This is a genomic window from Paenibacillus woosongensis (genome assembly GCF_009725165.1).
GTDB lineage: Bacteria > Bacillota > Bacilli > Paenibacillales > Paenibacillaceae > Fontibacillus > Fontibacillus woosongensis.
The window spans coordinates 324,324-344,226 of the sequence record NZ_WNZW01000002.1 but is presented as its reverse complement, the minus strand read 5'-3'; the positions used below and the strand labels follow the sequence as shown (position 1 = coordinate 344,226).

The following is a 19,903-nucleotide window of genomic DNA, read 5'->3' as shown; positions in this document are numbered from 1 at the left end:
GAAGCGATTCCCAGGCTGTCAAGTTTTTGTAGAGCCGGTACGCTTAATATATTTGTAAGGGGGGGAATCAATGAACATAGAAGGCAGTTATAATTACTATATTGTGGCACTCTCAGTAATAATTGCAGTACTGGCATCATACTCCGCTCTGAGTATAGCGGCAAAAATCTCTCTCGCTAACGGGAAAACCAGGTTCTTCTGGCTGCTAGCGGGCTCTTTGGTCATGGGCAACGGCATATGGTCGATGCATTTTGTTGGCATGCTAGCTTTTCATATACATATGACAGTTAGCTATGATATCTGGCTGACCATAGGTTCGCTGCTGGCCAGCGTGATTTCTTCGTTTATTGCATTTTACATCACGATCCCTCGGAATATTAAATGGTATACTATGGCCGTCGGCGGCTTCATCATGGGCAGCGGGATCGTAACGATGCACTATACCGGAATGGAAGCCATGATCATGCCTGTTGACATTTATTATGATAAAACGCTTTGGGTGCTTTCGGCGGTCATCGCTTTAATTGCATCCTATGCAGCGTTATTGCTGTTCCTGCGCTTTCGCAGCCAATCCTCGGCAAGCTGGTCCAAGTGGCTGTCGGCCGCCACGATGGGCGCCGCGATTTGCGGCATGCATTACACGGGGATGGAGGCCGCGAAGATGGAGTATTCCGCGACCACCGATATGGTGGTAGAAGCTTCGACAGGCGCAGACCTGTTTCTGTTGTTTGGCGTGACCATCGTCATCTTCATCATTCTGGTCGTGTCCTGGGGAGCGATCTTCTTCGACCGCCATGTGCTCGAGAAGCTGGCCTACCTGGACTCGATTACCGGATTGCCAAACCGCAACGAAATGAACCGGTTTTTCGATTCTCATGTCGGCACCGAGAAGCTCGGCGTCCTGTTCCTCGATTTGGATCAGTTTAAAGCCATCAACGATACGCTTGGCCATAATATCGGGGACTTGCTCATTCAGGAAGTCGGCATCCGGCTTCGCCAGTACATCCGCGAGGATCAGCAGGCGTTCCGTATCGGCGGGGACGAGTTCTTGTTCATTATCAAGCACTGTACCCCAAAGCGGGCGGAGCAGCTGGCCCATCAAATTTTGCAGAGCATTAAACAGGTCTATCACATTGAAGGCAACGAGTTGTACGTCACCGGCAGTATCGGCATCAGCATTGGCTCGATTCAGGACTCCGACCGCTCTGTCTTGCTCAAGACCGCGGATACGGCAATGTACAAGGCAAAGGGGCTTGGAAAAAACCAGTTTTGCTTCTATAGCCATGAAATGGGCCTGCAATTGGTGCGCAAAATGGAGCTTGAAAAAGATTTGCAGCTAGCTTTAGAAAATAAGCAGTTCTTTATCGTATACCAGCCGAAATGGAACGTAAAAACGAGCAGTCTGGTCGGATTCGAGGCGCTGATCCGGTGGGAACATCCGCGCCTTGGCTTGGTTAGCCCCGGGGAGTTCATCCAAATCGCCGAAGGAACCGGGCTGATCGTGCCGATGACAAGATGGGCGCTGGAGGAGGCCTGCCGCCAGTGCAAGCGATGGCAGCTGCAAGGATTGGAACAGCCGGTTTCCGTTAACCTGTCCGTGCGTCTCTTTCAAACCGACAGCTTGCAGGAAATTGTCCGGAACGTGCTTGACAAAGTGGAGCTAGAGCCTCATCTGCTTGAACTGGAGATCACCGAGTCGATGGTGCTGTATGATATCAACGATATCATCCGCCAGCTGCAAAGCCTGCGTGAGCTTGGCGTCCGGGTATCCATGGATGATTTCGGAACCGGATATTCCTCGATCGGGCTGCTGGATCGAATCCCCATCGATACATTGAAGCTGGACCGCTTATTCACGAATGATTTGGAGAGCCCCAGCAAAAGGGCGATCATCAACGCAATCATTATGATGGCCGACCATCTTCAGCTTGACGTCATTGCCGAGGGCGTCGAGACGCGGGAGCATATCGAGTTCCTGACCCAACTGGGCTGCCATGTGATGCAAGGGTATTATTACGGCAAGCCCATGCGAGATAACGAGATCGGCGAATGGCTTAAAAAGCATGAATACTACATGAGTTTAGTCTGAATGCCCCAAAATTGCAAAGCCGGCTGGAAAATGGTTGTAAGCGTTATTCTTCGTGCTCCTGTTTCCAGTCATCATACCAATCCGTAATATATGTACTTGGCTGTTCATTGAACTCTTCCAGTAAAATAGCGACCAGCAGACGGTATTGCCGGTGGACAGCCAATGAATTTTTATTTGCCGCGAAAATTTTCATCAGTGCAAAATGCGCTTCCTCCGCAATTGGATGCTGATGGCAGATTTCCAAATATTTTTCCACGGCCTTTGATTGCTGGTGGCTCGACATGTACCATTCGGCCATCCGGAACGAGGTGCGCAGCCATAGCATCTTTAATCTCTGGCGCTCGCTCTCCGCCCACCAGTAATCGTATTCCTTCAGGTAGTCATCTTTAAACAGCTTCATCATGCCGATATATTCGCCGATTGTTTTGTTCGTTACGGGCGGGCTGGATAGAATGAAGTTCTCCCATTCCTCGACATCAACGAGAACATTGTTCAAATTTAGAATATATCCATCAACAGAGTTCGTAAGGGAAAAATATTCCTCGTACTGCTCGAGAGTTTTGCGAATATGGTAAATGACCGTGTACAGCAAAGAAAACGCCCGGTTCGGCTCGTATTCGGGCCACAGCAATTCGATTAAGGTCGATTTGCGGATGAATTGGCCGCGGCACTGCAGCATGTACAGGAACAGCTCCTGAGCCCGGGTCGTCCGCCAGCGCAGCGGGGGCAGCTGCTTTTCGTCAAGGATCATCTGAAAATGGCCCAGCATTTTAATTTGCAGTGATTGATTCTGCTGCGCCAGCCGGTCCAAATCAAACGCCGTCTGCGACCAGTCAATCCGCTGGAGCGTATTCATCAATCTTTCCGATTTCACAGGTTTGAGCAAATAATCCAGCGCATTCAGCTCAAAGGCTTTTACCGCATAAGCCTCGTAGCCTGTCACAAACACGATTTTTAAATCAGGTTTGATTTGTAAAATTTCCTCCGCCAGCTGAATCCCATCCACATCGGGCAGCTGGGTATCGAGAAAAACCAGGTCGACCGGCTGATTAATGATTTCTTTCCTGACTGCTGCCGGATCTGTAAACTTCCCCGCAATTTCAATTCCGGGAATCTGCTGCAGCTGTTGTTCCAAATAGTCCAGTGCAATTCTATCATCATCCAGAAGAATAACTTTCATCGCGCTCTCCCTACATGTGTAATAACATCTGTAACAATCTAACAATTCCAAATAAATACTATAGACCATGAATCTATACAATCTCTGAACAAATTGTCTCTTTACTGGAAGAAATATCGGCAGGATATGGAAGATCCTGCAGTGTAGGGAGGTTTTTTGTCGAATTTTAATCTATGATTAACCTTACTGCTATTCTTTACTATTCAGCAATAGGGAATTGAGATAATCGAGCTTAGCCGTATAAAGGCACTAGAAGAAGAGAACGAACAGTTAAAGGATCAAGTTCAAAAATTACATGGCAGGCTTGGTTTAACGTTATATCTCAGAACTAATATGGGTTCGGATTAGTGAGAACTTACGCTATGGGTATGTGTTAAAATTAACTTATGAAGTATAATTTACAAGATCGATTTTCAACAACCGGGCCAAATAATTGAACAATTTTTGATAAAAATATAAACAGTAAATAACCAGTATGGAGGGAGAAAATGGAGATAATAGAGCTACCAATTGAATTTGAGTTCAATGGACAGACAAATTGGATTTTCCCTAGTTTAATCGTATTGAATAATGAACTAACTTTAGTCGATACGGGGTATACAAACTTCTTAACTTTAATCGAAAATGAAATTTTGAAAAATGGCTATGAAATGAAAAACCTGAAAAACATAATTATTACTCATTATGATGATGATCATATAGGCTCTTTATATAATTTTAAAGAAAAATTTTCTTGGATTAACATCATAGCTAGTGAAGTTGAATCAAAATATATTAGTGGTGAAGCGAAGTCAGAACGCTTAGTTCAAGCTGAAAAGATGCTAGCAACCATGTCGGATGAAGAAAAAGAGTTTGGAGAATGGTTTGTACAGCAACTAAGGAATTTAAAACATGTACCAATTGATGAAAAGGTACATGATGGTGATAGGATATTAGATAACAAATGTAAAGTAATAGCAACACCAGGACATACGTCGGGACATATTTCATTATATTTTCCGAGTTTGAAAAGTGTAATCACAGGTGATGCATCCGTAATAGAAAATCAAGAATTAGTTATAGCTAATCCGTATTTTTGCTTAGACATTGATAAGGCAGAACAGTCTCTGACAAAGATCAAAGAACTCGAAGCAGACACTTATTACTGTTACCATGGTGGCAAATTTATCTTATAGTATTTTGTTTTCTGTAATCGGGAGCGAATGTTGCAGATCAAAAGCCTAATTCCTCGATAAAATATAAAGAGGAGTTAGTTTTTTTATTTGGGTACATTCTTACTGACCGTAATCATCCTCATATTTGGAATATTTGGAAATGCATAAGAAGCGAATCCCACAAACAAAAGCAATATCAGGAGAGTTTTCAACGCTCAGATCAAAATGCTGGGACTTCCCAAAATTCGATTCCATGATACAAGACATACCCATGCTACATTCCTACTACAAGGAGTCAATCCGAAGATCGTTAGTGAGCAGTTGGGTCATGCTGACGTAAGAATTAGCTTAGATACCTATTCTCATTTACTTCCGAGTAACGGCGATTATGTTTGGTAAAATGCTATTTGAGGAAGAAGTAGAGGAGGTTATTTGAGCTAATCAGAGGTTCGAAGATTTTGATGCAATGACCCCAATAAGACCCTTTTGACCATTTGAATCAATATGGCTTATTTGTCATGCCGGAAAAAGCACTGAGAAAACAAAGAACCCTTACAATTGTAAGGGTTCTTAAGTATGATCTGTAGTGGGCTCGAACCACTGACCCCCACCCTGTCAAAGGCGATGGGCCTAGTATTTTAAATGGAACAATTTCACAAAACCCAGTAAGATCAAGGGTTTAGAGTGTTCGCATGTTGTTCTCATTTGGACTCAATTCTATACATAGGCTTACATTCAGTCCCCACTTTGTCCCCAGAGTCAGCCGAGTTAAAAGCAAGTATTAGATTAATCATTTTATCGTGCAAACTTATCAAATTTGCCCGCGGTACGTTTCTTTACTTTTTTGGTAACGTGCACGTAAATATCGCTAGTCGTTGACAACCGGGCGTGCCCAAATCGACGCTAATAGTAAATGGAAAAACGCAAGAAGATAAAGGCGCGGTAATTGATGGCAGAACTAATGCCCCAGTTCGCGCCCTGTCTGATGCGCTAGGGGCTGATATACAGGTGAGTGGAAAGACAATTTATGTTACTACTGACGATGCACAGCCTATTGTTGGTTCTGGATCTGAATCAATAGACAATCCTTATATAGGGCAACCCAAAGCATCGCTTGAAAAGATTAAGGCGGGTTTGGAAAACGATACTTTAAAACTGCTCAAATCTGAAAGAGACGAGATCAAGGCAGGGATTGATCAGTTAAAAGCTTCGAGCGGCGGAGAATTGACTCAAAAAACTATAGAGTCAGCCGAGAAGAACTTAGCTACTTATAAAGCCGCCGACATTCAGAAATACACCAAAGAGCTTGAACTGATAAACGAAGCTTTGCAAGCACTGGAAAATTAATCCTTAACCTATCTACCAAATCATGGTACTATATTCCTATATTTTAAGGAATGAGGGGATTAGGTGACTAAAAGGTATAAGCTATTATTGTCTTTGAGTGTTGCTGCGATAGCCCTATCGTCATTTGCCGCTGGAGCTTACGGAGCAGGGAAGCTGAAGTTAATTGTTAATGGCAAGGTGGCAACAGCAGAAGTGAAAACAATTAACAACACAACATACGTACCTTTGCGAGCAGTATCGGAAATGTTAGGTGCAACAGTATCGTATGATAGTGCTTCGAGTACGATTACGATCAACAGTGCTGGGAATGCTACTATTCCTAATACTCCAAGTGTTCCTAGTCAAGAAGCTACTGAAAATACGAAGCCGAGTACAAATAGTAGATCTAATCCGGCGGAAATCGGAACAACGCTTCCGTTTACTGTGAAGGACATTATTAGTGATTACGGCGGCAGTGTAAATATCTCGCAAGTCATTCGAGGTGAGCAAGCCTGGCAAATGATAAAAGAGGCTAATATGTTCAATAGCGAGCCAGATGCTGGACACGAATATTTGCTGATCAAAGCTAAAGTTACAATTTCTAGAAATGCTAAACCAGATGCTGCCGTTCGCCTCTGGGGTGGTGATTTTACGCTGGTTTCTACTTCGGGAACTGCTTATGAGTATCCGTCGGTTGTCCCGCCTGAACCAAAACTCGATGCTAGTATTTACGTTGGGTCGTCTAGTGAAGGATGGGTAGTTTTCCAAGTTAAGAAGAATGATGAATCGCCACTGGTTGTGTTTGAGAGAAAGTATGACGGAACTGGTGGGGTTTGGTTCAAAACAAAATAATAACCATAAATCAGGTCTCGCTGATCAGCGGGGCCTTTTATTATGCCTTGAAAGGGTGAAGATGGAATGGATGAACAACAGGTGTTACTCATGATTTCTGAAGCTACAAAACCTTTGCAGGAAAGAATTCAACTGCTTGAATCCGATTTAGCTATGACCAAAAAACATGTGACTCAAGCAGTTGAGCTAATGGGCGCTAATTTTTCCATGGAATTGGATCGCGTACTTAACGACTACAAAGAAGCGTTTAGAGAGGCGAGTCTGAGCGTAATCCAAGACAACATCGGGTAAAGTTTTTACCAAAGGAGGTGAATTCCCAAATGCCCTTTTTATCTTGAATACTAATTATTTCAGAGCCATCACTCATTACAGCACTTCCGATCATGTCCCTTACCGCTTGACAAAATTGGTGGGTTTCAAAAATTTTATACTTTAAATCTTCAAGATAATACCTCTCATAAGTTATTTCAATTATCTTAAGGCGCTCTAAATTCTCGATTGAAGCAAGATAAGAGCTTTGGTTTGTAGCATCGAGTTTTGGAAAAGGCAGAGTATTAAAGGCGACAGTCGTACTCCCTCGCCTCTTAGTAGCGGGATGCTTAGTATCTACATCTATATTGATAATCCCGAATTTACCTTGGTTATCAAACAAAAATTGTAGATTTTCAGCATCGAAGGGTGATAACTGTTTAATAATTTCAATGAAAGAAGGGTGAGCCCTATTTTGAATTCGATTATCCATTGAAGATGCTATCAGTTTAGCAAACATCTCTCTTATACTTTCATGCTCTATGTAGTATTTGGCTGCTTCAAGAGCAGGCCCTGCAATATTCAGTGGTGACTCAACCAGATTTTCTGGAGGAATAGTTGATAGCTTATTTTCGAGATTTTGCCTGAACTGCTTTATTCTAGGCTCTAGGGAAGCTCTAGCAGCATGTATAGGGGAAAATACTAACCAAAATAAATTTCCAAGTCCTTCTCCTAATTCAGTTGTAGGCTTTTCTAAGGCGTTGTAGGCTAATTTATCAACGGGGACTCCTGCATCCTTTGCAGCTTTAGTTACATTAACAATATCTTCTAAACTCAATTATGAAAACCTCCTTTTTAACGATGATAGGCCTGACCGCCTATATCTTCGACAATTAGGGAGGTTTTCCCTCTTATTTCAACAAGGTAGGTGATTACCCTTGGCTCAAATACAAAATGTACTCAAGGCTGAGCTTGATCCGAATAGGCCCGTACCGGAGATTACCCAAGTAATTCAGGCCATACTCTCTCTTTATCCCCCTATTGAACGTGAATCTATTCTGGAAGGCATTAAGGATGAAGTCAGTATCGGGATTAAGCAACTGAAAGGAGTTGACCCTCATGGCGAACCGGTACGCAAACCTAACTGCAAGTAAGGACATTAGTCAGGATTTTAGAACAATCGATGCTGGATTCGATAAAGTCCAACAGGAAATGGATGCGAATAAATCAACCGCCAATAGCCATATCGCAAATACAGACGTCCATGTAACGGGGGCAAAAAAAGTAAGCTGGGACGGCCACTTAGCGAATACGGATATTCACGTTACATCGGCCCAAAAGGCTGAATGGGACGCGAAGGCCGACGGTAGTACTTCTACCGAATTGGCTGCGCACATTGCCGATCAGGAGGTGCGCGTTACCCAGGCTGATCACGACAAGCTAGGCAGCATCGAAACGGGCGCCCAGGTTAACCAGAACGCCTTTGCCAAGGTGAATGATATCGAGGCAGCGGATCCGTCCTCTCAGTTTTATATCGTCGGCGGGATTGGGATAACAGTAACTACTAACCCGAATACTGGCGAGATTACCGTAACGGCTACCGGGTCGGCCGCTCCAGGGGCGCACGGCATAACCCACACCGAACACGGAGCAGACCCGATTCCCACAGCCACACTAACCGTAGGCGGTTTGCTGTCAGCTGCCCAGCTTGCGGAGATCATCACCCATGGCGAGCTGCTAGATGAGCACGCTGCGGCTATAACAGATCTGGAGGACCGTCTGGATGCAGCGGAGGCTGCCGATGTTACCTTGCAGCCTGGTTTACAGATGGTCAACGCTGCTAAGGGCGCACGCTTTAAGTTGGACGAGATACGAGGCAAGACAGAGATCAGCACGCAAGGCCGGATCGGACTAATCGGCGTCGAGAATCCGTATGCGATTGCCACATCTAGAAATTTGCTGCCTCCGGTTTACGAATGGGACCAGCCATCTACCATGTTGTTAAAAATTGATGGGGATTATCGCGTTTCGGGAACTAGTGACGGTAGCGTAGCATCGCGTCATATAACCTGCACCATAACAGCTTTTGAAGGGTTGACTTACTCATTTTCTGTAGAAGGCACCGGCTGGGAGGGGCAGGCTCGTAAAGGTGCATTTGTTTACTTCTTGGATTCGTCCAAAGTTAGAATAGACAATGTAAGGCACTTTGAAGGTACGTTTACAGCACCAGCGGGAACTGCGTACATGACGGTGTTCTTGACACTAGAAAACGGAGAATCACCAGAATCACCGAACTACCCGATAGGTACATTCACATTATCGAGCCCAATGTTAACAATCGGCACCAAACCCAAACCGTTTCAGCCTCAACAAAAATCAATGCTTGCCTTTCAAACGGAATTACACGCGAATCCAGAATACGGCAGCGATCCGGACGTACTATTTGAACAGGATGGGCAATATTTAAAGCTTGCGAAATGGAAAAAGGTTGTGCTGGATGGTGGGATGTCTTGGAACTTAATGCCTGGCTTTGATATTGGGTTTAAAAAGATTTATACGGTTATGTCTGGGCTAACTGAAAATGTATATGTATCAAAATTTAATGGTACTCAATTGGCACGAGTTATCGATGCTTATACTGGAGGGGATCAATATTTTATATCTCCGGGAGCTAGCATATTAGAAATCTCTATAGCCAACACCGACAGTGGTTGGGCGGACAGTCATAACCCGACACAATATGAAATTAAAGCGTATTTTTGGGGATGGACGATGTGTAATCAGGATGGTTCTGTACCTTGGAGCGGCGGGACAAAATACTGGAAGATAGTGGGCAAGACGGGGGTAGCAGATACCGCTACTTTGCCGACATCTCAAGCCCCGAATCAGGCGCTATACAATCTTTTATACCGTCTCGCCAAAGAAACCGTCGAACCAGTTATGGTGGAAGGCAGCCTGACGCTTGCCGAAGGGGATAACATGGTTGAAGTTGGCACGGGGATTGTGTTGCGTGAGAGTGTGAAACCGAAGCAGCACGCCAATACAAACTGGATAATCAATAATATGGGTGTTGGGACGTCGTTGTCCAATATGGCTGCAGCCATAAAAGCGATATATCGAAACTCTCGTCTTGATTATAAATGGGTTAAAGAATCGGTAATCGGGGCCTGGGGAACGGAGCAAGCATACATTTTGAACGCGAATTACGTTCAATCAGCAGCTTATTCCTTCACCTATACCAAACTGGACAAGTCGCCCATCGTCCCGATCACAGGCAGTCTGGCAGCGAACGAAAAAGCACAGATCAGCGATCTGACTGCAGGAGTGGCCGAAGCATTACAGCGGGTAAGTGTAGTTGAGCAGAAGAAAGCCGAGAAAGATGCACCCGGGTGGATTGAATCCCCGCTCTTAAACGGATGGGCTAGACACTCAGCAGAAAATCCGACATTTAGGTATTATAAAGACGCGTCAGGTAGGGTAAATTTTGAAGCCGTTATTAGATCGGGTGCCGTTGCAACAGGAACACAAATAGCGTCAATGCCTGACGGCTACAAGCCTGATATTATGCAAAAGATTAAGTGCTACTCTGCCAACGGATCGGCGAATGCGTCGGGACTTATTGAGTTTACTACCGATGGTTTAGTGCGCATCGGGACAAGTGGTAACGGTACTTATTACAATGCGATTCTGATCTTTAGAGGGTCGTATTTAGCGAAAGGGTGAGAAGTTTGAAAGCAGTACCTAAAGTAAATACAGACGGCCTCTATCAGGGGGTCGAATTAGTGGACGATGCCTTTTCGGGTGTCGTCCCTTTTTATGTACCGTTGCCGGAGCCGGAGGAACTAGACGGTGAATTGCCCGAGGTTGCCGGTTACGTCGTCGGTGTGCCGGTGCCGCAGGGTCTCGTCCGCGTTTTGATCTAGCGGCGTGGGGCAAGGACAACTCCCTGGAACCTACAGCCTACTGGACTGAAGACATAACGGCAAAAGAAATTGAACAGCTTATGGAGCCTGAGGATGTAATCACTTCGAAGAGGGTGCTGGCTGCTGAGTCAGTTCGGCGCGAGTTGGAGGTATTAGAGCTTAAGCAGCAAAACACCACACTGGGCGCTCAGGTTGTTGCTCAGGAGTTGCTGATTCGTGACTTATCTACGCAGTACGAGGCATTGGGCAAATCGATGGTAGCGCTGGAGCTGAAGCTCCTTGATGTTACAAATAGAGGAGGAGGCGATGAGTAGAATGTTTAATAGCGAATATGACCGCCTGATCTACTTTTACAAGTACAAATGGGTCAGTGAAGCGCAGCTCCGGCTCTACGTTCAATTTGGTGTGATCAACACGACGGAGTTTAAGGCCATCACCGGCAACAAGTACAAATAAGGCGCGGCCCTCGGGGATTTCCGGGGGCTATTTTGATTGGAGGAAATGAATGGAGTTCACGATTATCATCTCTATCATCACAGCAGTTAGCGGTATAGCACTCGGTTGGATAAGCCGCACTCGAACAATACGTCAAGACGCAGCACGAGAAGCGGGGGCAGGAGCTACCCTGCAGACAGACGTCGAATATATCAAACGCGGCGTTGATGACATTAGGGTTGACGTGCGGATGCAAGGGCAACGCTTAGAGACTGTATCCGAACGCGTGACGCGGGTAGAAGAGTCGACCAAGCAGGCGCACAAGCGAATTGATCGCTTGGAAGAATAATATTGAGAGGAATGATTTCAAATGGAAACAGGACAGCTTTTTACGTGGGAAGCCCTGGGGACTATGGCCGGGGCTTCTTTGCTTGTTTACTTCGTAGTGCAGTATACAAAAGGGCTTATTGACGAGATAGCCCCCAAATTACCCACCGATTTATTAGCTGTTGTTGTCGCCTGGATTGTGCTGATTATGGCTCAACTAGCCGTCGATAGCTCTGCAGTAGTGGATTGGCGCGTCTATGCTCTAGCACTAGCCAACGCCTTCCTGGTGGCGGCTGCAGCCGGTCAGATGCAGAACAAGGCGTTAAATCCTCCAGGGGAAAAGAAAGGAGCTGGCGAGCAATGAAAAAGGTATGGATTGATGCCGGTCATGGCGGCAAGGATCCGGGAGCTGTGGCTAACGCCCTGAAGGAAAAAGACATCGTGCTTGCGGTGTCCCTTGGTGTTAAGAGGCAGCTAGAATCGCAGTATGACGGCGTTCAGGTGTTGTTCTCCCGTAGCACAGACATTTATTTGACGCTTAAGGAGCGCACTGACAAAGCCAACGCAGCTGGCGCCGACCTCCTGGTTAGTATCCACTGCAATGCTGGCGGCGGTGCTGGCGGCTATGAGACGTTCCGTTATACTAATGCTTCAACTGCGAGTACATCATTTCAGAATGTGCTGCATGGCGAGATCATGGCCGCGCTTAAGCCTTATGGCGTCATAGATCGAGGTAAGAAGACTAAGAACTTGCACATGGTCCGAGAAAGTAAAATGCCGGCTGTGTTGACGGAGAACCTGTTCATTGATGTTGCGGCCGACTCGGCCAGGCTTAAGCGGACAGAGGTCATCGACGCGATCATAGCCGGCCATGTGTCCGGGATCGCTAAATACTTGGGGCTGAAACGAAAAGAGTCGGCTCCCGTGACAGACGGCAGTAAAGCGCCAGCTTGGAAAGAGAAGGGCCGGGAATGGCTGATCAAGAATGCGGAAATCAGTCCGGACTGGAAGGCAACCGATCCGGTCGATGTCGGGACACTGGGGACTATACTTGGAAGGTTGATTAAGTAAATGGTATAATGTGGTTACATATCAGCACCCCTGATATGCAATCCGATAGCATCGGTGAAAAGAGCTCTGCTGGCATTTTGCTGGCGAGGCTCTTTTTTTCTGGTAATTCTTGTATGAGTATGTTATGATTAAATAGGAACATGTGTTCTTATATGGGCGCAATCGAGTATTTATAAATTCCTTAAAAGGAAATATCACCCTCTTGTAGAAATATAGGTAAAGTAAGGAGGGGTTTACATGAGTTATAGAAGAGTAAAGTTCGAGTACTATCAAGTATGGATCAAGAATAAATTTGGAAAGGAGTCTCTTTTTGATTTAAAACAATGGATGAGTCATGTTTCGTCGATGTCACTAGAAAAAAGAGCTAAAGATTACAGATCAGAGAGAGCACGATTAGAGGAAGCTTATTTGGATACGGACTTTAATTTTCATTTTTTACATTTTGTAAGATTGCGGGCCACTAATATTCCTTCAAAGGCAAAATTAGATACAAATGTAGAACCATTTGAGTTAGAAGACGATGAATTTCTAGGTGAGGAAGTGTCAGCACTATATGATCAATCCAATCATGTCTTAATGTTACAAAGAAACAAATTTAGCTTGGGGCCTAGCGGGATTGAGGATTACATAAATCTTTTGTGGATAGATCAAGACGAGCGAGTGTATTTACGTCCTATCGCGGTTCCGAATTCCTTTACGCTTGCGAGGAAGCCTGCTATTTATAGAAGGTTAAATTTACGGTTGGCTAATGTTCACAAAGCACTTGACCAAGGAATTATAGCATCATTAAAATCGCCACTTGCTAAAATTGTTGATTCTTTTGGAAAGTACAATGGTATAAATGCCCAAATAACAATCACTGTAGGGCAATTAAAGGATTTAAATTTGGATGAAGAAACAGTTAGTGCAACAATTGACGATATCGAGCAACATCAGAGTTTATTCACCAAAGCGGAGCTGGCAGTAAAAGATCACGATGACGCTCCAGTAGAAGTTATTGATCTGTTTGATAGTAAAGCACATGATTACGCTACATTTCGGTTAGAAACGAGAGGATCACTAAATCATTATTCATTGGCCGAAGCGATGTGGCAGATTTACCATCCGGAAAATAACAATAGGCAAAGTGAAATAACAGGTTATTTAAGCTAATTAATTGGAGGGCTGCAGATTATGAACAGTAAGTTCTATTTTATTATTCCATGGTGTTTTTGTTGTATTATTGTACTGGCAGCTCTCCTTTTAGGCTTCACTTATGAATTACCTAAGTTTGACAAGGTCCTTGATTCAGTAATAACATTTGGGTCAATTATTTTAGGTTTTTTATCTGCTTTACTTGGTATTCTAATCACGATCCAGGGTTCAAGTATAATGAAAAGAATATATGATGAAAAACAAGATGTTTTGCTCAAATCTTACTTTTTTGAATCTATCGGTAGTGGTTTTATTGTTATTATTTTTTCAACAATTATGCATGTTTTAATTGATGATATTCGACCTTTTGTAAGAATCATATTCTTTATCTGGATGTTTTCTTTGTCACTGTTTTTGTTTTCTTCTTACAGGATTATCTCATTATTAATGAAGATTCTTTTTAAATCTGATTTAGATAGTGGCGATGATAAAAACAAAGAAAATAAACAAAAGAAAATCACATATAACATACCGGTTAAAAAGAAAGAAGATAAGGCGTTGATATCGAACCAGACTCTTACTGAAATAGAAACGGGTGATAAAAATTTATCTTAAATATTATAAAGACCTCCGAAACGTAAATTCGACGGAGGTCTTTTTTTTGTGTGTAGAAATAAGTCCATTTCAGTCCAATAAGATACCTAATCCAAGCCTTTTGTCCCCACTTTGTCCCCAATGCCTTCAAAAGCTCGGATGGAGAGAATGATGAAAAAAGAAAAAGCCCTTGATACACAAGGGCTCTCGGCTATGATCTGTAGTGGGCTCGAACCACTGACCCCCACCCTGTCAAGATGGTGCTCTCCCAGCTGAGCTAACAGATCAGATTCAATTAGTGAAGACAAGAAATATCATACCAGGTTAAGCGAACTCTGTCAAACCCTTTTTTAAATATAATTAGAGAGTTCACAGATAGGAGCCTTTCTGGCGTATAAAGGGTGCGGATGCAGACGAAAATGAAGTTAGCAGGCACAATGCCATAGCCAAAGCCAAAGCACTGAGGAACATGACAGAAAGGATGAACAATGTGCAGCACAACAAGCTAACGACAGCAGCGCGATTCCCCCGTAAAGCTATTTGTAAAATCGTTCTCGCCGTCGGCGCGGCCAGCCTTCTGCTGCTGGGCAGCGGATGCGGACTGGAGCCGAGTAAAGAGACGATGCAGCGGCAGCAGCAGCTTCCTTCCTGGTTCGGCCAATCCGTACGCGACAAGGTATACGGCAAATCTGTACGGGAGCACGTCTACTCGAAAGAGGTCATCACGCCCCCGTGAGAAGGGTTTAACTCAGTCATCCTCCCATTTCCGGGAATACCCTTTTTTGATGGTGTAGAACATGGGAACGATAAGTATGACGGATACTAGTACTGCTGCGACAATCGTCAACGTGACCATGGTGTAGTGACTCCTTCCGGGGTAGATGTTCATATATATAAGATGAACTGAAGAATGGATGCATGGCGAGGGAGAAAAATGATTCCGAAGAAACGTCAGTGGTCGCCTTTGTGACTGGATTTCTTCCTTTTATGAATCTATATAATCTAAGAAATCCGGGAGCAACAGCGATCGTAGGAACATTTTACGTACTTGCCCTACATTCATTTCAATTGTTCAACTTATATAGAAGCGTAGTAGTTACTTTACAACTATACACGAAAAGCTTTTTTTTGTATAATGATGCAGTTTGCAGAGTAATAAAGCAACATGGGAGGGGTATCAATGGCTGCTGCTGTAATTATAGCCGTTAATTCGGAAGAGCAATTGGAGAAATGTTTGAACATTCGCAAGGAAGTTTTCGTAGAGGAGCAGAAGGTGCCGATCGATCTGGAAATCGATGAATATGATGTGATCAGCCCGGACGCCGTTCATGTGCTGATCGAGATGGAAGGCGCGGCTGCGGCAACGGGAAGAATTACGTACTATAAAGATAACAGCGCCAAAATGCAGCGGATTGCGGTCCGGAAGCCATTCCGATCGAAAGGCGTGGGCAAAATACTGCTGCTCGCCATGGAAGAGCGGGCCAGAGAGCTTGGACTGACGAAGTCCGTTCTTGATGCGCAGTGCCAGGCCGAGGGCTTCTACGCCAAGCTGGGTTATGAGACGATTTCCACGGAACCGTTTTATGACGCAGGCATATTGCACGTACGCATGGAAAAGCCGTTATAAGCATCACCCCTCATATAAATGGCCGAAGCAGGCAACACTATAGGCATCCCTGCTGGGAATCTCAGTAGATTAAGGAGATGTGATGAAGGATGGCTGTTGACAGCAGAGAGACTTTTATCGCGGTTCAAAGAAACGGGGACGGCAACCTGACCCGGTTCAAAACCTCCAGTGGCCGTATATTGAACTATGAGGATGCGCTGAGTGAGGTAAATGCCGGTGCCATTGCGGGCGTGAACATATTCAAGGGAAAAGACGGCGAGATGTATATCCGCGGCGATGCGGACGGAGATCCAACCAACAATTTGGACGCGCTGCCCACATTCGAATAGAAGATGCACAGAAGCCGCCCTGGGAAGGATTCCCAAGGCGGCTTTGTCGTATCGTGAGAAGCTATCCCTATAACTGATAGATTTCATGCTGGAGAAGGAAATCCATCTCGAGCGTCTGGCCGATATAGCTTTCCATTTCATCGCCGTAGTGCATCAGCGAGATTTTCGTCCGGATGTCCGCAGGCAAGGTCAGAAGCTCTGCCAGAGTGGTGTGAACCTGACCCGGTCCTGTCAACTGCACTTCATGGAGAATTTTGCGGCAGCCGCGCCGATATACGAGCTCCTTCAGCAGTTCGGGCTGAAAGATCATATCCGCACTGTAAAAAATTTCACCGTTCAAGTATAAAGAGTAGCTGTTCTTCCCAGGAATATGAGGGGTGCGAATGATTTCAAGCGTGAGGCCTGGCGCTAGCTCCGAGGTTTGCCCCTCGCGAAGGAGATGGACGTGGAAGGCGTCCTCCAGCTTTTCGATGCCGTCCTGACCCAGTCCGCCTTTCAGCGTGTTCTCCCATAGCGGCTCTGCCAGCAGCTCGGGAACGTAAAGCACAGGCTTTCGTCCATGGCCGTATTTCATGCGGAAAGCATATTCCTCCAATCCGCCGACATGGTCGCCATGAATATGGGTGATCAGAACGGCGTCGATGGCCTCCATCGGCTTGCCGATCCGGTGAAGCGCCAGCGGAGCCGTAATTCCGCAATCGATCAGCAGCGTAAAGTTGTCTGCATACAATAGTCCGTTGTTATTGAAATATTGCTTGGCAAAAGCGCCGCCTGTACCAAGCATCTGAAGGCGAAGCGACAAAAGGATTCCCTCCTTAACGTTTTTGGCATACATTTCTAATTTACACGATTTCTTTCATGAGAGAAAGGAGCTCTTGCATTCTCGCAAAAAATAAGAGTGAATTGCAGAAAATACCGCAACTTGGGCCGTTTGCAGGAGTATACATTAACATCAACATGAATCAATTGGAGGGCTATTGATGAACTTGAATTGGAGAAGAGTAGCGGTACTAGTGTTGGCATTCTCCCTTGCGGGCGGATCCATGCTGTTTGCAGATTCAGCAACGCAGAAAGTAAAGCTGTATATGGACGGCCGTGAAGTGGAAGATGGCGGTTATGTGATCGATGGCAAAACTTATGTCCCGGTCCGGGAGCTCGAGGGACTGGTCGAATATGACGAAGCAACGAAAAAGGTTAATTATTATAAGCCTAACGTGCATATTTTCTTATTTAAAGGCAAGGATGTGTTCTCCGATATCGAGAAGACCGGCAAGCTTAAGTTCAGCGTATTCTCGCAAATCGACAATCTGAGGACGGAAATATCCGCCATTAGAGTTGCGATTACGGCACCGGACGGCACCTCCAGAACGATTCAGACCAAAGATGTTAAAGATACCGGCAGCAACTTTTATTTCGTCACTGACGATTATACGTATGATTTCAAAACCGCGGGCCAATATACGCTTGGTTTCTACATGAAGCCGGCGGCCGGCAACTCCGATTTCGTCCTCGTGTCGGAGAAAAGCATCAATGTGCTGAAATAATTCATTTTTGCTCTGGAATGCCTCGTTACTGAATTGACCTGCCCCGTAAAAAAATGATACGATACGAGAGGAAACTGACAGGTTCATCCAAACAAACCAACAAAACATTCAAAGCGAGGTATTTCAATGAGCGATCACAAGCATGAACACGGCGAAGCGTGCGGCTGCGGACACGATCATGACCATGAGCACGAGGAGTTTGTGCTCACGCTGACGGACGAAGAAGGCAACGACGTGGAAATGGTTCTCGTCGAAACGTTCGACGTAGCCGAGAAAGTATATGCGCTATTGCTTGAGCGGAACAATCCGGAAGCGGACGGAATCATCCTTCGTCTGGAAGAAGAGAACGAGGAAATGGTTCTTTACAACATTGAAGATGAGGACGAATGGCGTCAAGTGGAGGCTGCTTACAACGAGCTGGTCTCCGGTCAAGATGAAGTGTAGCATGCTTGTCTATAGATCCATGACCTGAACTGAAGAGAAGCTCCCCGCCTAGGGGAGCTTCTTTGGATATGCACGCCTCGATGATAAGTTTCAATCATCAGAAAATCGGGTCGGCTTCGACGATGACTTTCACCTGATTGATGTACCGGTCTTCCGGTCCCTTTACGGGAAGCCCTACCTCCACATGATCGACGATATAGTCGATATTGTCCTGGGATATGACTTCTCCAGGGAGGAGAATCGGAATGCCCGGCGGGTACACATAGATGAACTCGGCAATGATGCGGCCTGCCGATTCTTTAAAAGGAACGACCTCAGTATCTGCATAGAACGCATCACGCGGAATAAGCGAGAGCTGAGGAATTTCCGGTATTTTTACGATTAGCTCGTTGGCATTATTTTCTTTATAGTACATTTTAGACAATTCGCGCAGCGCCGTGAGCAGCGTTTCTACGGTTTCTTCCGTATCACCCGGGGTAATGAAGCACAGAATGTTGTACATGTCGCTGAGCTCTACCTCGATGTTATAGTTATCTCTCAGCCAGTTCTCCGTCTCATAGCCGGTGATCCCCAGATGGCGGACGTGAATCGTCAGCTTGGTCGGGTCATGATCGTAGGCAGCTTCGCTGCCGAGAATCTCCCGCCCAAAGCAGTACAAGCCTTCGATTTTATTGATTTCATGCCGGGCATGATGCGCCATGTCCAGTGCACGCTGTATCATTTTCCGCCCGTTAAGCGCAAGATTCCTTCTTGCCGTGTCCAGCGAAGCAAGCAGCACATATGAAGTCGACGTCGTAGTCAGCATGCTGATAATCGTCTGAACGCGCTGCGGGTTGACATATCCGTTCTTTACGTTCAGATTCAGCACGGAACTCTGTGTCATCGATCCGCCCAGCTTGTGCACGCTTGTCGCGGCCATATCGGCGCCGGCCTCCATCGCCGACATCGGAAGCTCCTCATGGAAATGAATGTGCACGCCGTGCGCTTCGTCCACGAGCACAGGGACATTGAAGCTGTGGGCAAGGTCGACGATTTCCTTCAAATTGGCGCAGACGCCAAAATAGGTCGGGTTGATAACCACTACCGCTTTGGCATCTGGATGGCGCTTCAGCGCCCTTCTTACGGAAGAAGTGGTAATGCCGTGATCGATCCCCAGGTTCTCGTCCTGTGCAGGGGAGACGAAGACCGGCTTGGCGCCAGCGAAAATAATGGCCGACATGACGGATTTGTGTACGTTCCTCGGCACGATGATTTTGTCGCCGGGGGAGCAAATGGACAGGATCATCGTCATAATCGCGCCGCTTGTGCCCTGAACGGAGAAATACGTGTAATCGGCGCCGAACGCGTCTGCTGCCAGCTTCTGCGCTTCTTCGATGACGCCTGTAGGCTGGTGCAGGTCATCGAGCGGTGCAATGTTGATCAAATCGATCGAGAGGGCATTATCACCTATGAATTCTCGAAATTCTTTATCGGTACCAAGCCCTTTTTTGTGCCCGGGAATATGAAATTGAACGGGATTGCCGGCCGCGTGCTTCTTGAGCGCGGTAAACAGCGGTGTGACTTGATGATCCATGAAGGCCATCCCTGCCTTTCCATGCAAAATTTTTAAACAAAGTTGAGTATAG

24 protein-coding genes, 1 tRNA gene and 1 pseudogene are annotated in these 19,903 nt (G+C 45.6%); 21 read left to right on the top strand and 5 right to left on the bottom strand.

What is annotated here, in order from left to right; genetic code table 11:
- The first annotated feature begins 70 nt into the window (after positions 1–70).
- Complete coding sequence (locus GNP95_RS08075) at positions 71–2,089, top strand: bifunctional diguanylate cyclase/phosphodiesterase (RefSeq protein ID WP_155610338.1); 2,019 nt, start codon at positions 71–73, stop codon at positions 2,087–2,089.
- Positions 2,090–2,132: 43 nt separating this feature from the next.
- On the opposite strand, the gene GNP95_RS08070 is transcribed toward GNP95_RS08075, so the two are convergent.
- Positions 2,133–3,269, bottom strand: coding sequence for a response regulator (locus GNP95_RS08070; RefSeq protein WP_155610337.1), 1,137 nt, complete (start codon positions 3,267–3,269; stop codon positions 2,133–2,135).
- 488 nt (positions 3,270–3,757) lie between these two features.
- Between GNP95_RS08070 and GNP95_RS08065 the strand changes: the two genes are divergently transcribed.
- The 5 genes and pseudogenes from GNP95_RS08065 (at position 3,758) to GNP95_RS08045 (ending at position 6,892) form a co-directional block, all read left to right on the top strand.
- Positions 3,758–4,444, top strand: a complete 687-nt coding sequence (locus GNP95_RS08065) for an MBL fold metallo-hydrolase (protein ID WP_155610336.1) — start codon at positions 3,758–3,760, stop codon at positions 4,442–4,444.
- Between the two features lie 156 nt (positions 4,445–4,600).
- A pseudogene (locus GNP95_RS08060) lies at positions 4,601–4,859 on the top strand (tyrosine-type recombinase/integrase); the annotation flags it as partial.
- Positions 4,860–5,311: 452 nt separating this feature from the next.
- On the top strand, positions 5,312–5,770 hold the full coding sequence (locus GNP95_RS08055) for a copper amine oxidase (RefSeq protein WP_155610335.1): 459 nt from the start codon (positions 5,312–5,314) through the stop codon (positions 5,768–5,770).
- A 63-nt stretch (positions 5,771–5,833) separates the two neighbouring features.
- Positions 5,834–6,601 carry a stalk domain-containing protein gene (locus tag GNP95_RS08050; RefSeq protein ID WP_155610334.1) on the top strand — a complete coding sequence of 256 codons (768 nt, stop codon included), beginning with the start codon at positions 5,834–5,836 and terminating at the stop codon, positions 6,599–6,601.
- A 66-nt stretch (positions 6,602–6,667) separates the two neighbouring features.
- On the top strand, positions 6,668–6,892 hold the full coding sequence (locus tag GNP95_RS08045) for a hypothetical protein (RefSeq protein WP_155610333.1): 225 nt from the start codon (positions 6,668–6,670) through the stop codon (positions 6,890–6,892).
- Here GNP95_RS08045 and GNP95_RS08040 read toward each other — a convergent pair.
- Positions 6,849–7,688: a DUF4393 domain-containing protein gene (locus GNP95_RS08040; protein ID WP_155610332.1), complete on the bottom strand. Its 840-nt coding sequence runs from the start codon at positions 7,686–7,688 to the stop codon at positions 6,849–6,851. The genes GNP95_RS08045 and GNP95_RS08040 overlap by 44 nt on opposite strands.
- Before the next feature lie 100 nt (positions 7,689–7,788).
- On the opposite strand from GNP95_RS08040, the gene GNP95_RS25715 reads away from it, so the two are divergent.
- From GNP95_RS25715 to GNP95_RS08000, 10 genes are all read left to right on the top strand, one after another.
- Positions 7,789–8,004 (top strand): hypothetical protein, encoded by a 216-nt coding sequence (locus tag GNP95_RS25715; RefSeq protein ID WP_196427106.1) that lies wholly within the window; start codon positions 7,789–7,791, stop codon positions 8,002–8,004.
- On the top strand, positions 7,970–10,573 hold the full coding sequence (locus GNP95_RS08035) for a hypothetical protein (protein WP_155610331.1): 2,604 nt from the start codon (positions 7,970–7,972) through the stop codon (positions 10,571–10,573). Before GNP95_RS25715 ends, GNP95_RS08035 begins: the two co-directional genes overlap by 35 nt.
- A 5-nt stretch (positions 10,574–10,578) precedes the next feature.
- On the top strand, positions 10,579–10,773 hold the full coding sequence (locus GNP95_RS25710) for a hypothetical protein (RefSeq protein ID WP_196427105.1): 195 nt from the start codon (positions 10,579–10,581) through the stop codon (positions 10,771–10,773).
- A gap of 80 nt (positions 10,774–10,853) precedes the next feature.
- Positions 10,854–11,087, top strand: coding sequence for a hypothetical protein (locus tag GNP95_RS25705; protein ID WP_196427104.1), 234 nt, complete (start codon positions 10,854–10,856; stop codon positions 11,085–11,087).
- Positions 11,080–11,229 (top strand): XkdX family protein, encoded by a 150-nt coding sequence (locus GNP95_RS08025; protein WP_230873726.1) that lies wholly within the window; start codon positions 11,080–11,082, stop codon positions 11,227–11,229. Before GNP95_RS25705 ends, GNP95_RS08025 begins: the two co-directional genes overlap by 8 nt.
- Positions 11,230–11,278: 49 nt before the next feature.
- Complete coding sequence (locus tag GNP95_RS08020) at positions 11,279–11,557, top strand: hypothetical protein (protein ID WP_155610330.1); 279 nt, start codon at positions 11,279–11,281, stop codon at positions 11,555–11,557.
- A gap of 21 nt (positions 11,558–11,578) precedes the next feature.
- Positions 11,579–11,899 carry a hypothetical protein gene (locus GNP95_RS08015; protein ID WP_155610329.1) on the top strand — a complete coding sequence of 107 codons (321 nt, stop codon included), beginning with the start codon at positions 11,579–11,581 and terminating at the stop codon, positions 11,897–11,899.
- On the top strand, positions 11,896–12,606 hold the full coding sequence (locus GNP95_RS08010) for an N-acetylmuramoyl-L-alanine amidase family protein (RefSeq protein ID WP_155610328.1): 711 nt from the start codon (positions 11,896–11,898) through the stop codon (positions 12,604–12,606). The genes GNP95_RS08015 and GNP95_RS08010 overlap by 4 nt, the downstream gene beginning before the upstream one ends.
- 237 nt (positions 12,607–12,843) lie before the next feature.
- Positions 12,844–13,758, top strand: coding sequence for a DUF6731 family protein (locus GNP95_RS08005; RefSeq protein ID WP_155610327.1), 915 nt, complete (start codon positions 12,844–12,846; stop codon positions 13,756–13,758).
- Between the two features lie 21 nt (positions 13,759–13,779).
- Positions 13,780–14,355 carry a hypothetical protein gene (locus GNP95_RS08000; RefSeq protein WP_155610326.1) on the top strand — a complete coding sequence of 192 codons (576 nt, stop codon included), beginning with the start codon at positions 13,780–13,782 and terminating at the stop codon, positions 14,353–14,355.
- A 193-nt stretch (positions 14,356–14,548) separates the two neighbouring features.
- Here the strand turns inward: GNP95_RS08000 and GNP95_RS07995 are convergent.
- Positions 14,549–14,621, bottom strand: a tRNA-Val gene (locus GNP95_RS07995).
- A gap of 182 nt (positions 14,622–14,803) precedes the next feature.
- Between GNP95_RS07995 and GNP95_RS07990 the strand changes: the two genes are divergently transcribed.
- The 3 genes from GNP95_RS07990 to GNP95_RS07980 all read left to right on the top strand — a co-directional run bounded on the left by GNP95_RS07990 (position 14,804) and on the right by GNP95_RS07980 (position 16,290).
- The gene (locus GNP95_RS07990) at positions 14,804–15,070 is read left to right on the top strand and encodes a hypothetical protein (protein WP_155610325.1); all 267 of its coding nucleotides are present in this window, start codon (positions 14,804–14,806) and stop codon (positions 15,068–15,070) included.
- Positions 15,071–15,514: 444 nt separating this feature from the next.
- The gene (locus tag GNP95_RS07985) at positions 15,515–15,961 is read left to right on the top strand and encodes a GNAT family N-acetyltransferase (RefSeq protein ID WP_155610324.1); all 447 of its coding nucleotides are present in this window, start codon (positions 15,515–15,517) and stop codon (positions 15,959–15,961) included.
- Between the two features lie 89 nt (positions 15,962–16,050).
- Entirely contained in the window at positions 16,051–16,290 is a 240-nt protein-coding gene (locus GNP95_RS07980) for a DUF3892 domain-containing protein (RefSeq protein ID WP_155610323.1), read from the top strand.
- A 67-nt stretch (positions 16,291–16,357) separates the two neighbouring features.
- On the opposite strand, the gene GNP95_RS07975 is transcribed toward GNP95_RS07980, so the two are convergent.
- Positions 16,358–17,092 carry an MBL fold metallo-hydrolase gene (locus GNP95_RS07975; protein WP_155610322.1) on the bottom strand — a complete coding sequence of 245 codons (735 nt, stop codon included), beginning with the start codon at positions 17,090–17,092 and terminating at the stop codon, positions 16,358–16,360.
- 184 nt (positions 17,093–17,276) lie between these two features.
- On the opposite strand from GNP95_RS07975, the gene GNP95_RS07970 reads away from it, so the two are divergent.
- Together GNP95_RS07970 and GNP95_RS07965 are read left to right on the top strand one after the other, a co-directional pair.
- On the top strand, positions 17,277–17,834 hold the full coding sequence (locus GNP95_RS07970; protein ID WP_155610833.1) for a copper amine oxidase: 558 nt from the start codon (positions 17,277–17,279) through the stop codon (positions 17,832–17,834).
- 126 nt (positions 17,835–17,960) lie between these two features.
- Entirely contained in the window at positions 17,961–18,278 is a 318-nt protein-coding gene (locus GNP95_RS07965) for a DUF1292 domain-containing protein (protein ID WP_055107530.1), read from the top strand.
- Positions 18,279–18,375: 97 nt separating this feature from the next.
- Here GNP95_RS07965 and GNP95_RS07960 read toward each other — a convergent pair whose 3' ends face one another.
- The gene (locus GNP95_RS07960) at positions 18,376–19,851 is read right to left on the bottom strand and encodes an aminotransferase class I/II-fold pyridoxal phosphate-dependent enzyme (RefSeq protein ID WP_155610321.1); all 1,476 of its coding nucleotides are present in this window, start codon (positions 19,849–19,851) and stop codon (positions 18,376–18,378) included.
- Between the last annotated feature and the right edge of the window lie 52 nt (positions 19,852–19,903).

Excerpts from the sequence above, each read along its gene's own strand:
- GNP95_RS08075 (WP_155610338.1), top strand. The coding sequence starts at position 71 with ATGAACATAGAAGGCAGTTATAATTACTATATTGTGGCACTCTCAGTA.
- GNP95_RS08070 (WP_155610337.1), bottom strand. The coding sequence starts at position 3,269 with ATGAAAGTTATTCTTCTGGATGATGATAGAATTGCACTGGACTATTTG.
- GNP95_RS08065 (WP_155610336.1), top strand. The coding sequence starts at position 3,758 with ATGGAGATAATAGAGCTACCAATTGAATTTGAGTTCAATGGACAGACA.
- GNP95_RS08045 (WP_155610333.1), top strand. The coding sequence starts at position 6,668 with ATGGATGAACAACAGGTGTTACTCATGATTTCTGAAGCTACAAAACCT.
- GNP95_RS08035 (WP_155610331.1), top strand. The coding sequence starts at position 7,970 with ATGGCGAACCGGTACGCAAACCTAACTGCAAGTAAGGACATTAGTCAG.
- GNP95_RS25705 (WP_196427104.1), top strand. The coding sequence starts at position 10,854 with ATGGAGCCTGAGGATGTAATCACTTCGAAGAGGGTGCTGGCTGCTGAG.
- GNP95_RS08025 (WP_230873726.1), top strand. The coding sequence starts at position 11,080 with ATGAGTAGAATGTTTAATAGCGAATATGACCGCCTGATCTACTTTTAC.
- GNP95_RS08020 (WP_155610330.1), top strand. The coding sequence starts at position 11,279 with ATGGAGTTCACGATTATCATCTCTATCATCACAGCAGTTAGCGGTATA.
- GNP95_RS08015 (WP_155610329.1), top strand. The coding sequence starts at position 11,579 with ATGGAAACAGGACAGCTTTTTACGTGGGAAGCCCTGGGGACTATGGCC.
- GNP95_RS08010 (WP_155610328.1), top strand. The coding sequence starts at position 11,896 with ATGAAAAAGGTATGGATTGATGCCGGTCATGGCGGCAAGGATCCGGGA.
- GNP95_RS08005 (WP_155610327.1), top strand. The coding sequence starts at position 12,844 with ATGAGTTATAGAAGAGTAAAGTTCGAGTACTATCAAGTATGGATCAAG.
- GNP95_RS08000 (WP_155610326.1), top strand. The coding sequence starts at position 13,780 with ATGAACAGTAAGTTCTATTTTATTATTCCATGGTGTTTTTGTTGTATT.
- GNP95_RS07990 (WP_155610325.1), top strand. The coding sequence starts at position 14,804 with ATGACAGAAAGGATGAACAATGTGCAGCACAACAAGCTAACGACAGCA.
- GNP95_RS07985 (WP_155610324.1), top strand. The coding sequence starts at position 15,515 with ATGGCTGCTGCTGTAATTATAGCCGTTAATTCGGAAGAGCAATTGGAG.
- GNP95_RS07980 (WP_155610323.1), top strand. The coding sequence starts at position 16,051 with ATGGCTGTTGACAGCAGAGAGACTTTTATCGCGGTTCAAAGAAACGGG.
- GNP95_RS07965 (WP_055107530.1), top strand. The coding sequence starts at position 17,961 with ATGAGCGATCACAAGCATGAACACGGCGAAGCGTGCGGCTGCGGACAC.
- GNP95_RS07960 (WP_155610321.1), bottom strand. The coding sequence starts at position 19,851 with ATGGATCATCAAGTCACACCGCTGTTTACCGCGCTCAAGAAGCACGCG.